This is a genomic window from Rhizohabitans arisaemae (assembly GCF_025996515.1).
GTDB lineage: Bacteria > Actinomycetota > Actinomycetes > Streptosporangiales > Streptosporangiaceae > Rhizohabitans > Rhizohabitans arisaemae.
The window spans coordinates 544,510-557,773 of record NZ_BLRH01000034.1 but is presented as its reverse complement, the minus strand read 5'-3'; the positions used below and the strand labels follow the sequence as shown (position 1 = coordinate 557,773).

Below are 13,264 nucleotides of genomic sequence, written 5' to 3'. Positions count from 1 at the left end.
CATGTCGAGCCAGGCACGGCTCCCCACCACGAGCCCACCGGAAGGCGACGACCGTGACAGCCTCCCAGCGCCGGAGCACATGGCCGGAGACGGCGGTGGTGGCGCACGTGGTCCTGGCCCTCCTGACGCTGATCATCCTGGCGGGCGCCTGGCTTTTCGGCGCGAACCTGTGGCAGGTCTTCGCCGTGGCAGGTGCCGCCGTCCTGCTCCATGGGGGAGCGGTGGTGGCCCTTCGACGGCCGTGGGCGGGTTACGTGATCGGCGCGCTGGCGATGCTCGTCCTGGTGGTGACGCCCTTCCCGGGTTGGTCACTGACCATGTTGCCCTCGGCCGCGTGCTTCCCCCTCGCGTTGTGGCGGCTGACCACCCGGGTCTCGATCAGGTCCTCGGTGGCCGCGTTGGCCGTCGCCGCGCTCGGGGTCGTCCTCAACGAGCTGGTGGCGTGGGCCCGGCTGCCCTCTGACGACGCCGAGTGGACCCGCCTGATCGAGGGCGGGCTGCTGATGCTCGTGCTCGGCGGTGTGTGGCTCGCGGCCCTGCTGGTACGCCGCAGGCACGAGGCCGGCCGGCGAGCCGAGAGCGAACGGCTGGCCGCGGCGGTCGCGGACGAACGGGCCGGCATCCGCCGCGACCTGCACGACGTGATCGCCCACACGGTCACCGTCATGGTCGCGCGGATCGATGCCGCGGCGGTGACGACGACGGATCCGGCGACCCGCCGTGAACTCGGTGACATCGCCGAGGCCGGCCGGGACGCGCACCAAGGTCTGCGGGCGATGCTGGCCTCCTTGGGCCCGGCCACCGTGGCGTCGCGCGCTAATCCCCGGCCCAGGCAGGTCCCGATCTCGCTCGACGTCCTTCCCGACCTTGTGGCCTCGGCGGCGAGCCCGCTCCACACGGTGACGTTCGCGGAGGTGGGGGAGCGACGGCCGCTGAGCCTGAGTGCCGAGGTCGCGGCGGTCCGTACCGTGCAGGAGGGCATCACCAACGCGCTGCGCCACCTCGAACCACCGGTCGAGGTGGCCGTTCGCCTGCGCTGGACCCCGGCCGAGCTGGTGGTGGAGGTTCGCGACGACGGCGGTAGGGCGCTTCGCGACGCCGGCAGCCCGGGGACCGGCTTGATGGGGATCGAGGAACGTGTGCGCACCGCCGGCGGCACCGTGTCGATCGACGACGGGGACGAGGGGTGGGTGCTGCGGACGCGGCTCCCCACGAAGGAGGTCTCATGACCGAACGAAGTGAGGGAATCGGCAAGCACAGCACCTTGGTCATGAGGCCGACGAAGGAGGTCCCATGACCGGGATCCGTGTCATGCTCGTCGACGATCAGGAGCTGTTGCGGGCCTCGCTCCGTACGGTGCTGTCGGCCGACGAGCGCATCGAGGTCACCCACGACGTCGCGAACGGCGGCGACGCGATCGAGGTCGTCCGGCGGCACCGCCTGGACGTGGTGCTGATGGACATCCGCATGCCGCGCATGGACGGGGTCGCCGCCACGGCGGAGATCGTCAGGATCGCACCGGCGACCCGGGTGCTCATGCTGACGACCTTCGATGACGACGAACTGGTCGTGGCCGCGATCCGGGCCGGCGCGAGCGGCTACCTGACCAAGGACGTCCGGCCCGCCGCCCTGGCCCAGGCCGTGTGTGACGTCGCCTCCGGGACGTCGGCGCTGGCGCCGGGGGTGGCCGCGACGATCCTCGATCTTGTACGGCAGGTGCCGATGCGGAGGACGGGAGCCCTGGACGGCCTCACCCCGCGCGAGGTCGAGATCTTCGGCCTGCTCGCCCGCGGCAGGTCCAACAGCGAGATCTGCGCGGAACTGGTGCTGAGCGAGAACACGGTGAAGTCACACGTCCGGGCCGTCCTGCAGAAACTGGACCTGCGCGACCGCGTGCACGCGGTGATCCACGCGTACGAGAACGGGCTTGTCGGTCGCGGCGAACTGCCCGACTGAGGATTCCACCCTGCCGGGTGGCCCCGGCTCACCCCTTCGGGTGATGTCGGCCGGTGACGCCCGGCCTAGGTTCGACGTCGTGCATTTCCTACGTCTCCGCTTTCCCCGCTCGTCCTCCCTCATCGTCCTCGGCGGTGTGCTCGTCGCCGTGCTGCTCGGCTGGACGGCACCGGCCCATGCCACCGGCGAACGGCTGGTCGACGACTACCGCTCCGTCTACGGCACGCCGGGTGTCGCGGCGGCCGTGATCGACGGGTCGTCGGTCGAGACGATCGTCCGCGGCCGGGACGGGGACGGCAACGCGGTGACGGCTCGGACACCGTTCCGGATCGGCTCGATGAGCAAGTCGATGACGGCGACGGCGATCATGCTACTGGTCGACCGTGGCCGCATCTCCCTGGACGACCCGGTCGTCAAAGTCCTGCCCGGCTTCAGGATGGCCGATCCCCGCTTCACCAAGATCACCGTGCGCCAGATCCTCAGCCACACCTCGGGGCTGTCGAACAGCACGAACAACGAGTACGCGTTCCCGCCTCCGCGCGGCGCGCAGGAAATCACGGCCGGACTGGCCGACAAGACCCTGGCCGCCGATCCGGGCACCCGCTCGGAGTACCACAACACCAACTACGCGATCGCGGCGCGGATCGTCGAGGTGGTGTCGGGGAAGTCCTTCGACGCCTTCCTCCACACCGAACTGTTCACGCCGCTGGGCATGACCGGCACCGGCTCGACGCTGGGGTGTTCCGATCGTGCCGAGGGCCTGCCGTCCGGGTACACGGTCGTTCTCGGGGTCGCCGTCGCGACACCGGAGATGCCGGGGATCTGCGTCGGCAGCGGCGGGGTGATCTCGACCCTGGACGACATGGTGCGGTGGCTGAGGTTCAACCAGGGAAGCCTCGGGGCGGGACTGCTGAGTGCCGGCTCCCTGGCCGAGTTGCACACAGTCCAGCCCAAGGCCGACGACTACGCCCTCGGCTGGCGGTCCCGCCCCGTCACGGCGAACACCCCGCCGTCGCTGATCGGCCACGGCGGAACACTGGCGACGTGGACCGGGGACATGGTCTTCTCGCCCAAGACCGGTGCGGCCGCCCTCGTCCTCACCAACGGCGTCGGCGATGCCGGCCTGCTCTCGACCAACCTTCTCGCCGAACGGATCGGGGCACCGGCGACGCCGATGAGCAACCCGTACACCGTCGTGAACGCGGTCCTGCTCGGGCTCACGGTGGGGATGACCGCACTACTGGTCACCGCGGTCGTCCGAGCGCGCCGCTGGGCCACGCGTCGCCGCGCGGCGCGCCGGCCGTGGCTGGTTCCGCGGCTTGTGCCCCTTGCCCTGATGACGGTGCTGGGCGCGGTGCTGCCGACGCTGGTCTGGGGGGCGTTCAACGTCCAGTACTGGATCGTCACCGTCTGGCTGCTGCCGCTGCTGGCGCTCTTCTGCCTCTCCTGCTGCGTACTCGGGGCGGTCGCGCTCGGCCGTCGCCTCTGGTGCTTCCGCCGCGCCGGTCAGGCGACCTCCGCACCGGTACCGCCGGCCACGGTGGACACCTGACCTGGGCGGGAACCCGGCCGGAGCCGCCAAGGACCAAGGATTCACGAGGCGTTGCCGGTTAGAGTCCGTCGTTCCCGGCCCAGTGGTTCTGCCAGCGCGGGCCGATGACCTCGGTGGTCGACCCGATAGACGGCAGCGGTCGTGGAGAGCCCGGTACCCGGAGAGGGGTACGCCGGGTTCGGAAGGCGGCCCGGAGAAACGGACCGGTCGCAAGACCGGAACCGAGCTCCGGACCGACCTTGCGAACTGGTGAGCCACTTCGAGTTCGTCGCCGGCCACGCGGGCGCCTTCCGCGTGAAGCGGCTGTGCGGAGCGCCGGCGGTCTCCTGCTCCGGCTTCCACCCGTGGCGCAAGGCCGCTCCCGCCGGGCGACCCGAGCCATGGCCGACGCTGCCCTGGCCGAGGGGTGCCGCGCTGACCTGGCTCTTGGAGACGTGCTTGATCCCGAGCTGCTCGGCCGGCCTGTCCACCCGCCGGGTCGAGACGCCCAGCAGGTAGGAGGTCGCCACCACGCATCCGCACCCCGCCGCGAGCGCCCCGAAGAAGGGAATCGCGAACAGGATGGCGAGCAGCATCAGATGCGGCTGCGCCGACGGCGAATAGGTGCGCATACCCGTGCCCATTTCGAAGCCGAACTGAACGGGCCCGAACACCCGTCCCTTCTGCGTCACATGCTCGGGGACGAGCCGCGCGTTCTCCGGCACGGGCAGCCTCACCCAGCCGAACTCACGCAGCACCACCGCCGCGGCGACGACCGCGAGCAGGCCGAGTCCGACCACCGAGGGCACCAGGCCCTGGAACACACCTCCCAGCACCCCGGCGACCAGCACCACCAGACCCGAACCGAGCTGGAGGCCGACACCGAACCACGCAAGGGGGCTAAAACCGCGCCAGACCGGCGCGCTCAGCAGGAACGCCGAGTTGTTGCTTCAAGTGGAGCCCGAGTTGGCGTACCCCGCCGAGAAGCCCGGCCAGAGGAAGGCGATCAACGCGAGCGGGGTACCGGGACCGCCGGTGACGGCGACCCAGCCGAGTCGAGCCCGCCGCCGAAGCCCGCGGCGCCGTCGGCGTTCGCGAACAGGGCCACCGCCCGGACCCCGGGGATCTCCATCGACGCCACGGTCTCCGCGAGTACGTGGCAGGTTGGGCAGATGCCGTCCAGTTGCAGGATCAGCGCGGCGTCCTGGCCGGCTCCGGGACGCAGCGCCGGCGGCACCCGCCGCTCCTCGGCGGCGAACAGGTCGCTGCCCGGGGCCAGAGCCGTGCGCTCCAGCAGCCTGAGCCGCGAATGGACCGCGGCGACCGCCAGGAGGGAGAGGACGGCGACCAGGAACGACAGAATGCTGAAGGCGATCGGCAGGCTCATGCCGACCTCACCCGGTCCACGAGAGGTTCACCTCGGCGAGCACGTCCTGGATCCAGGCGTCGGATGACTCCGTGCTGAAGGCCGTCATCCGGCCCGGGTCGGTGCGGAACGCCATGTCGAAAATGGTGGTCGGGTTCGCGAAGATGTACCGCCACTCGTAGGCGGTGCCCGCAACCGCGGCGGCCTCGGTGGGCTCCAGGTCGAGCTTCTCCTTCCAGACCTCCTCGTTGCCCCGCTTGAACCCCTGCCACGTGGGCAGCAGGTCCTTGTTCTTCGTGGCGTCCCTCGCCGAGATGAAGACGGAGTCGCCCCAGGCCACCAGGTCGGTGCCGTACTGGTCGAGGTGGGGCTTGCCCTTCAGCACGGCCCCGGACGGGGAGTCGCTGAAGTCGACCGAGGAGATGAGCCGGTTGATCACCGTGAGCCGAGGCGCGGGCCCGCTGAACCAGGTCGTCGCCTCGTGGTACAGCCCGATCCAGGTGAGAAAGCTCTGCGACCGGTCGCCGGACTCGAACAACGCGATGTCGAAGCCGTTCCTGCGGTACCGGACGGTCCGCACGCCGGGCATGTCCGCGGCGTGCACCTGGTGCTCTCCCGCAGGGCCCAGGACGAACCGCCGGTCGATGCCGTGGCCGACGATCGTCGTGCTGCCGTGCCACGTCACCGCGCCGACGCCCGCCGGCAGGGCCACGGTGACGGTCGAGCCATCGGCCGTCGTGCGTGTGATCTCGTTGGGTGCTGCCATGTACCAGACCTCCCATGTGTGTAATGACGCCCAGGCTGGTACATGCGGTGCTTCATCCGGCTTTCCAGTGGCTTTCCGCCTTATGTGGCACGGTGAGAACGGCACCTCCGGGTCACCATCCCCTGGCGCGGCGGCTTCGGCCACCTGACCGGCTGCATCGAACACGACGGCAAGGAGGAGCTGATCCCCCTGGCTCGGATCGAACACCTCGGCGACGACAACGAATGGGCATTCGTGATCTACGATCCGGCCACGGACACCTACTACGACGCCGTCCTGAACACCGGCCGGGACACCCTCCAACCCAACCACGCCCTCGACACCGCCGCCGGCATCCACCTCGCCGAGAACGCACAATGGGCGCCCCAACAAGGGATCTTGTTCGGCTGGCTCAGCGGAGACGGACGGGAATCGAACCCGCCTGACCGAGCTGCTCGGTCACATCGGTTTTGAAGACCGTGGGGGTCACCAGGCCCCTAACGCCTCCCCGGCCCCGCAGGGCCCGCCCCAACCATACGTGCCACCCGTCCGTATGTGGCCACCGGTTACGCGACGATCTTCCTGGTGTGGTCCGCGGCCCTCACCGTCGACCCGAGCCGGTCGAGATGTTCGAGCAGCGGGATGGCGACCCGCCTGCTGGTGCCGAGCGCCTCGCGGGCCTGCGAGGTGGTGAACGGCTGAGGAAGGGAGGCGAGGGTCTCCACGGCGAGCGCCTCGGCTCCCGGCAGCAGCACCACCCCGCCGGGAAGGCGCAGGACGCGCCCTGCCGTCTCCGCGGTCGCGAGCGAGGCCGGGGTGAAGCCCAACCCGGCCAGCTGCTCGGCCGTCGGCGCGTCGAACGGCGCCTGCTCCATCCGGGTGTGCAGCCTGCCGAGGGCCTTCTCGAGGTCCGGAGGGAGTTGACGGGAGGCCGGGACGAGCCGTCCCCTGGCCTGGCGGAGCCCCGCGCCCTCGGCGACGACCTCGACCAGTGACCGGTCCGGAAGACCGAGCAGCCGCCGGGCGGTTTCGAGCGGCAGGCCCTGGGGGCCGACGGCCTCGGTGAGGCGGGCGCTCAGGGCGGCCGCGTGCGCGGGATCGAGCAGCCAGTCGCCTGCCGTCGGGGCGAAGGGCGGCGCGGCGCCCATCGCGAGGAGGTCGTCGCGGCGGACGACACCGCGCCGGGCGACCTCGGCCGCGCCGTCGGGGACGTCGCCGTATCCGGTGAGCGCCTCGGCTCTGCGTGCGGCGGCGCCCCTCCTGCCGAGCTCAGGCGGCCGGACGTCCAGGACGGTCACTCCGGTGGCTCGGCGGCTGCCGGGGTCGCGCAGCAGGGCCCGGTCGCCGATCCGCAGGGGCAGCGGTTCGGCGAGCGTGATCCGCACCGCGGTGTCGCCGAGCGGCCTTACCCGGGCCTGGACGGCGCACGATCCGAGATGCCAGGTCATCTCGCGGACGAGCGAGCCGTCGACCCGGACGTCCACGACCTCGGTGGGGAGCCAGCGGCCGGGGGTGAGCAGGGCATGACCGCGCCGCAGCGGAACACGCGCCTTGACGTTCAGCGCGACCCGGGCCGGGCCCGAGACCGCCTTCTGGTCGGCTCCGCGGCTCTGTACGCCCCGGACGTCGACCGTCTGCCCGTCCGGTGTGGCCAGCCTGTCACCGACGCGGACCGTGCCCGCCTGCAGGGTGCCGGTGATGACCGTGCCCCGGCCGCGGACGGTGAACGCCCGGTCGATCCAGAACCTGACATCGGCCTCCGGGTCACTCGCGGGCAGCCGACGGGCCAGAGCCGCGAGCTCGGCCTTGAGCGCGTCCATTCCCTGCCCGCTGGTCGCGCTTACGGCGACCGCGGGCACATCCAGCCCGGCGTCCTTGAGCCGCTGCGCCGCCTCGGCGAGCACGGGCGCGGGGTCGGCGAGGTCCGACCGGGTCACGGCGAGCAGTCCGTGCCGCACCCCCAGAGCCGTGATGATCTCCAGATGCTCCTGCGACTGCGGCCGCCAGCCCCCGTCGGCGGCGACGGCGAACAGCACGGCCGGGGTCGCGCCCACTCCGGCGAGCATGTTGGTGACGAACCTTTCGTGCCCCGGCACGTCCACGAAGGCGAGCTCGTCGGTCCACACGAAGCCGAGGTCGATGGTGAGGCCGCGCCGGCGTTCCTCGACCCACCGGTCGGGTTCCATGCCGGTCAGCGCCCGCAGCAGCGTGGACTTGCCATGGTCCACATGGCCCGCCGTGGCGATCACCTGCATGCGAGCACCGCCTCGAACAGCAGCCCGTCGTCTTCCGAGGGGACGGCACGCAGGTCGAGCAGGTACCGGCCGTGCTCGTTCCTGCCGAGCACCGCGCGCTGCTGCAGCGGCTCGCCGAATCGCGCGGGCAGGCTGACCGCCGCGCTCGGCAGCCGCACTCCGGGCGCCCCGCCACCTCCGACGACGGCCCGGGTGCCCACGGCTGTGGCGTCGACGTCTTCGGTGCGCAGCTTCGCGGCCAGGTGCTCGGCCCTTTCGAGCAGGTCGGCCTCGGCCGCGTGGAGGGCTTCCCCGGTCGGGGTCCGCTCGTGCCGGAGCGTCGCCTCCAGCGCGGCGAGGGTCAGTTTGTCGACGCGCAGAGCGCGGGCCAACGGATGACGCCGCAGCCGTTCCACCAGCTCGGACCGGCCGAGCAGCAGCCCGCACTGCGGTCCGCCGAGCAGTTTGTCGCCGCTGGCGGTGACCAGGTCGGCGCCCGCTTCGAGCCAGCTCTTCGCATCCGGTTCCTCGGGCAGGACGGGCTCGGGACGCAGCAGGCCGGAACCGATGTCGCCGACCAGCGCCACCCCATGGGACGAGCACAGCTCCGCGAGCTCCGCCACGGACGGCTGCCCGGTGAACCCCTCGATCAGGTAGTTCGAGGGATGGATCTTCAACACGAACCCGGTCTCGGGGCCGATCGCCGCGGCATAGTCGGCGAGATGGGTGCGATTGGTGGTGCCGACCTCCCGCAGCCGCGCCCCGGTCGACACCAGCAGGTCGGGCAGCCGGAACCCGTCGCCGATCTCGACCAGCTCTCCCCGGCTGACCACGATCTCCCGTCCGGCGGCAAGCGCGGTGGCGGCCAGCACGAGCGCCGCCGCGTTGTTGTTGACCACGTGCACGGCCTCGGCCGCAGGAACGGCCGCGGCCAGTACGGCCATGGCGTCCCGGCCTCGGCGCGCCCGCTTGCCGGTGGCGAGGTCGAGCTCGACGTTCGTGGTACCCGAAGCCGCACGGACGGCCTCGACCGCGGCCTCCGACAGCCGGGCCCGGCCGAGGTTGGTGTGCAGGATCACGCCGGTCGCGTTCAGCACCTGCCGCAGCCCACCGGGCAGCAGCCGCCGAGCCTCGTCCCAGACGTCGTCCGGCGCGATCAGCCCGTCCCGCGCCCGTTGCTGCGCCTCGACGACGGCCGCCTTCACCCGGCCGCGTCCCAGCCTGCGGACGGCCTCGGCGAACCGCGGATCGGCCAGGACCACATCGGTGCGCGGGATCATGCGGCGTGATTCCTCCATAACTTGAGAATAGGCGATGAAACCAATGGATGATCTTGGAGGTGCGGTGGGCGGTATCGATCACCACTTCGAGCGGGCGGAACGGCTGCTGGACCGGCTGGAGCCCACCGAGGCCTGGGCCGAGACCGCTCAAGGCGCCCTCCTCGTGGACACCCGCCCCGCCTACCAGCGTGCGGCGGACGGCGAGATTCCCGGCGCGATGATCGTCGAACGCAACCATCTCGAATGGCGGCTCGACCCGTCCTGTTCGGCCCGGGTCCCCGAGGCCGGCGCCTGGGACCTCCGATGGATCGTCATCTGCGACGAAGGGTGTTCGTCTGTGCTGGCCGCCCTGTCTCTGAGGGAGATCGGCCTGGTGAGGGCGACGGACGTGATAGGCGGTTTCCAGCGATGGCGGGCGGAGGGGCTGTCCTTCACCTCCCGGAGGACTCTGAGCCCACCGCGGCTCCACGCCACCGATCTTAGAATCAAGGGATGAGGCTGACTGGCTACGCGCACGGCGGCGGATGTGCCTGCAAGATCCCCCCGGGAGAACTCGAGGACGTGCTCAGCGGTCTCGGCGTCGCCGCGGAACCCCGCTCGGAGCTGGTCGTCGGGCTGGCGACGGGAGACGACGCCGCGGTGGTCACCCGGGGTGGCACCACGGTCGTGTCGACCGCCGACTTCTTCACCCCCGTCGTCGACGACCCCTTCGACTGGGGACGGATAGCGGCGGCCAACGCCCTCTCCGACGTCTACGCGATGGGCGGCACCCCGCTGGTCGCGGTCAACCTGCTGTGCTGGCCGCGCGACGTCCTCCCCTACGACCTGGCCCGAGAGGTGCTGCGCGGCGGCGCCGAGATCGCGGCCCAGGCCGACTGCCACCTCGGCGGCGGCCATACCGTCGACGACCCCGAGCCGAAGTACGGCATGGCCGTCACCGGCATCGCCGATCCCGGTCGGCTGCTCCGCAACGACGCCGGGACCCCCGGCGTACCGCTGTCGCTGACCAAGCCGATCGGCCTCGGTGTGCTCAACAACCGGCACAAGGCGACCGGCGAGGTCTTCCCCGAGGCGATCGCGACCATGACCGCGCTGAACGCCGAAGCGAGCCGCGCAGCGCTGGAGCGGGGCGTCCGCTGCGCCACCGACGTCACCGGGTTCGGGCTTCTCGGCCATCTGTTCAAGCTCGCCCGCGCCTCGGACGTGACGGCCGTGATCGACGCCTCGGCCGTCCCCGTGCTCGACGGCGCACGCGCGTCCCTGGCCGCCGGGTACGTCCCCGGCGGTTCGCGCCGCAACCTCGACTGGGTCGCCCCGCATACCGACTTCACCGGCGCCGACGAGCACATCCGGATCCTGCTCGCCGACGCCCAGACCTCGGGCGGACTGCTCGTCGCCGGTGAGATCCCCGGCGCCCCGGTCATCGGCGAGCTCGTCCCCCGAAAGGAGAAGACCCTGATCGTCAAGGCGTGACGCGAGGGATACGACGGTGTCCGAGGTCGGCGGGCCCATCGACCCGAACAACGAGGTCCACGACAGACCGGATGCGAAGACCAGTCGGCCGCTTCCCACATCATGTTCACCACGTGCTCGTCGGCATCGGTGTCCGGCGGAGGTTCGTCTCCCGTATGCGGCATGCAACCCCGGCTGTCATCTGAACCCTCTCGCCTCCACGCCGCGCAGGACCAGGTCGGCTCCCAGGCGCATGGCCTCGCGGACGTCCTCCGGTGGGTCGCCGCGATGGATCGCGGCGACGGACGCGGCGCTCACGGCGCCGACCAGGGCGCCCATGAGGGTCGCGGCGCCGACCGGGTGGAGTTCGTCCGGGAACGCCTTGTGCAGGGCGTCGGCCATCTCGCTCTGGATGGTGGCGTACTGCTGTGCCAGGCGTGCCCGCAGCGTCGGTGAGGTGGCGGCCAGCCGGACCCGGAGCGCGGCCGCCCCGCTGACCAGGTCGTCGCCGACGTTCGAGATCATCTCGTCCATCGCCCGCCTCAGGACCGCGGGGAAGCGCTCGTCCGGATCGCGCTCCGCGATCGCCTGCAGCCCGAGGTCGATGCGTACGTCGGCGCTCTCGAAAAGCACGTCGTCCTTAGCCGCGAAGTGCAGGAAGAACGTGCGGGTGGAGACGTCCGCCGCCTCGGCGATCTGAGCCACGGTGACCTCTTCGAAGCCTCTCTCCTCGAAGAGCGCGATCGCAGCCTCGATCATGTCCTGCCGTGTCCGCTGTTTCTTACGCTCCCGCAATCCCATGGGCACACTTTAGTGCTATCAATGGCATTGATGCATTAAGTGCATTGATGCACTCAATGCAGATATGGGTCGCCCGATCGTGGGTACGGGACTCGGCGTCGGGCGGGAAGGGTCCCGCCTTTTGCGGTTCGAGGGCGCCGACATCGGCCTCAACGGCCCCCGCCGACGCCATCCGCGATCCGGCCGTGAAGTCCAGGGTGATCAGGCGTCGGGCTCGTCGTAGACCAGCGAGTACCGCCAGAAGAGGCGACGCCGGACTCTCGCCCCGGGGAGCGTCTCCGCCGCTTGGGCGCGGATTTCGCCGAGCGTCTCGCGTGGTGCGGCCGTCGGCGCGGTCATCTCGACCGGGAGGGCGCGCGCACGGGCCGGATGCTTGAGCAGACCCATGATCGGATTGGCCGCGGTGGCCGCCGCCGAGGTCAGCAGGTCGGCCGGACCCGCCTCCCGATAGCAGCCGATGACGACCAGACGGCCACCCGGGGAGAGGCATCCACGCAACTCCGCCAAGGTGTCGGCCAAGGGAAGGTGGTGGAGCACGGCCACCAGGGTCACGGCGTCCCACCGGCGGCCCGTGTCCCGTTCCGTGAAGCCCGCCCGCTCGATCACGACCCTGTCGTCACCGGTGAAGCGGGACGCCGCGACGAGCGCCGTGGCCGGGTCCGGTTCGAGCCCGGTGACGGACACGGCGCGGAGCCGGAGGCGGTCGATCAGGTTCCCGGTGCCGCAGCCGACGTCCAGGACGTGGCGCGCCCCGCGCGCCGCCACCTGATCGGCGACCCAACGGCCGTAGAAGTCGTTGTGACTCCACGGGTGCCGCTCGTTGAAACGGTGGACACGGGAGAGAAGAGTCATCCCGGCACCCTAGCCGGGGGCGTACACCGCGACGATCATGCGGGCGGCGCACGGCCTGTGGCCGCATCACGTACCCGCGGCGTGGGCGGTCAGCCGGCCGCCGGCTCGACGTCCAGGACGGCCTTGCCCGCGATCCGCCGGTCCAGCAGCGCCTGCGCGGCCTCGGCGACGCGGTCCCAGGACCCGCGCCAGCCGACGTGCGGGGACAGCCTCCCGGCCGCGACGAACCCGAGGAGGACGGCGAGGTCCGACCCGAACCCGGCGCCGTCGCCGAAACTGCTGATCGTCTTGGTCCGGCCGGGGGAGAACAGCGAGTTGGGGGCGAACACCGCGGGCTCTCCGGATGCGGAGCCGACACCCTGCACGTCTCCGCCCGGTGCGAGGAGTCCCCAGGCCTCGGCCAGCTGAGGTCCGCCGACGTTGTCGACGACGAGGTCGACCGGCCGGTCGACACCCTCCAGGCCGACCACCACCTCATGCGCGCCCGCCTCGATCAGCCCCGCGGCACGGGCCGCCGACCCCACCGAGGCGATGACGTGGGCACCGCCCAGTGCAGCCAGCCGGACCGCGAAACGGCCGACCCCTCCGGCGGCTCCGGTGATCAGGACGCGCCGGCCCAGGATGGGCCGGGAGCGCAGCGCGCGGAGCGCGGTGACCCCGGCCAGGGGAAGCGCGGCGGCGTCGGCGAGGTCGACCCGGTCGGGGACCTCGGCCACCGCGGCGGTGTCCACGGCCATGCGCTGGGCCCAGGCTCCGGCGCCGAACGCCGCCACCCTGGTGCCCTCGGCCGGTCCGGTGCCGTCCGCCGCGGCGCGGACGACCACCCCGGAGGCGTCGTGGCCGTGTACGGTTCCGGCCGGAAACAGGTGGGTGAACGCCACCTCGCCGCGGTTGAGCGAGATGTGCCGGACATCGAGCAGGAGCTCGTGGGGTGCCGGCCGCGGTTCGTCGACCGTGCCGCGGTGCAGAGATCCGGGGGCGTCGGGGTCGACGACGAGCGCACGCATGGGCATAGGGTTCCCTCCGCAGCGGATCCAATTAACCGGA

At 71.5% G+C, this 13,264-nt stretch carries 12 protein-coding genes, 1 tRNA gene and 1 pseudogene; 5 read left to right on the top strand and 9 right to left on the bottom strand.

The window, feature by feature from the left end:
- Positions 1-53 precede the first annotated feature (53 nt).
- The 3 genes from RUR_RS18080 to RUR_RS18070 all read left to right on the top strand — a co-directional run bounded on the left by RUR_RS18080 (position 54) and on the right by RUR_RS18070 (position 3,508).
- On the top strand, positions 54-1,229 hold the full coding sequence (locus tag RUR_RS18080; protein ID WP_283136251.1) for a sensor histidine kinase: 1,176 nt from the start codon (positions 54-56) through the stop codon (positions 1,227-1,229).
- A gap of 64 nt (positions 1,230-1,293) precedes the next feature.
- Positions 1,294-1,956, top strand: a complete 663-nt coding sequence (locus tag RUR_RS18075) for a response regulator (RefSeq protein ID WP_283136250.1) — start codon at positions 1,294-1,296, stop codon at positions 1,954-1,956.
- A 79-nt stretch (positions 1,957-2,035) separates the two neighbouring features.
- Positions 2,036-3,508, top strand: coding sequence for a serine hydrolase domain-containing protein (locus RUR_RS18070; RefSeq protein WP_283136249.1), 1,473 nt, complete (start codon positions 2,036-2,038; stop codon positions 3,506-3,508).
- A 413-nt stretch (positions 3,509-3,921) separates the two neighbouring features.
- On the opposite strand, the pseudogene RUR_RS18065 reads toward RUR_RS18070, so the two are convergent.
- The 6 genes and pseudogenes from RUR_RS18065 to selA form a co-directional block, all read right to left on the bottom strand.
- Positions 3,922-4,020, bottom strand: a pseudogene (locus RUR_RS18065) (transposase); the annotation flags it as partial.
- 473 nt (positions 4,021-4,493) lie between these two features.
- On the bottom strand, positions 4,494-4,874 hold the full coding sequence (locus tag RUR_RS18060; protein ID WP_283136248.1) for a hypothetical protein: 381 nt from the start codon (positions 4,872-4,874) through the stop codon (positions 4,494-4,496).
- 7 nt (positions 4,875-4,881) lie between these two features.
- Positions 4,882-5,619 carry a hypothetical protein gene (locus RUR_RS18055; RefSeq protein WP_283136247.1) on the bottom strand — a complete coding sequence of 246 codons (738 nt, stop codon included), beginning with the start codon at positions 5,617-5,619 and terminating at the stop codon, positions 4,882-4,884.
- A 394-nt stretch (positions 5,620-6,013) separates the two neighbouring features.
- A tRNA-Sec gene (locus RUR_RS18050) sits at positions 6,014-6,106 on the bottom strand.
- Between the two features lie 58 nt (positions 6,107-6,164).
- Positions 6,165-7,853, bottom strand: coding sequence for a SelB domain-containing protein (locus tag RUR_RS18045; RefSeq protein ID WP_283136246.1), 1,689 nt, complete (start codon positions 7,851-7,853; stop codon positions 6,165-6,167).
- Positions 7,844-9,130: an L-seryl-tRNA(Sec) selenium transferase gene (selA, locus tag RUR_RS18040; RefSeq protein WP_283136245.1), complete on the bottom strand. Its 1,287-nt coding sequence runs from the start codon at positions 9,128-9,130 to the stop codon at positions 7,844-7,846. Before selA ends, RUR_RS18045 begins: the two co-directional genes overlap by 10 nt.
- A gap of 46 nt (positions 9,131-9,176) precedes the next feature.
- Here selA and RUR_RS18035 point away from each other — a divergent pair, with 46 nt between their 5' ends.
- Together RUR_RS18035 and selD are read left to right on the top strand one after the other, a co-directional pair.
- The gene (locus tag RUR_RS18035) at positions 9,177-9,608 is read left to right on the top strand and encodes a rhodanese-like domain-containing protein (RefSeq protein WP_283136244.1); all 432 of its coding nucleotides are present in this window, start codon (positions 9,177-9,179) and stop codon (positions 9,606-9,608) included.
- Positions 9,605-10,585, top strand: a complete 981-nt coding sequence (selD, locus tag RUR_RS18030) for a selenide, water dikinase SelD (RefSeq protein WP_283136243.1) — start codon at positions 9,605-9,607, stop codon at positions 10,583-10,585. Before RUR_RS18035 ends, selD begins: the two co-directional genes overlap by 4 nt.
- A gap of 177 nt (positions 10,586-10,762) precedes the next feature.
- On the opposite strand, the gene RUR_RS18025 is transcribed toward selD, so the two are convergent.
- The 3 genes from RUR_RS18025 to RUR_RS18015 all read right to left on the bottom strand — a co-directional run bounded on the left by RUR_RS18025 (position 10,763) and on the right by RUR_RS18015 (position 13,224).
- The gene (locus RUR_RS18025) at positions 10,763-11,365 is read right to left on the bottom strand and encodes a TetR/AcrR family transcriptional regulator (protein ID WP_283136242.1); all 603 of its coding nucleotides are present in this window, start codon (positions 11,363-11,365) and stop codon (positions 10,763-10,765) included.
- A gap of 201 nt (positions 11,366-11,566) precedes the next feature.
- On the bottom strand, positions 11,567-12,217 hold the full coding sequence (locus RUR_RS18020; protein WP_283136241.1) for a class I SAM-dependent methyltransferase: 651 nt from the start codon (positions 12,215-12,217) through the stop codon (positions 11,567-11,569).
- 89 nt (positions 12,218-12,306) lie between these two features.
- Positions 12,307-13,224: a zinc-binding dehydrogenase gene (locus tag RUR_RS18015; protein WP_283136240.1), complete on the bottom strand. Its 918-nt coding sequence runs from the start codon at positions 13,222-13,224 to the stop codon at positions 12,307-12,309.
- Positions 13,225-13,264 lie beyond the last annotated feature (40 nt).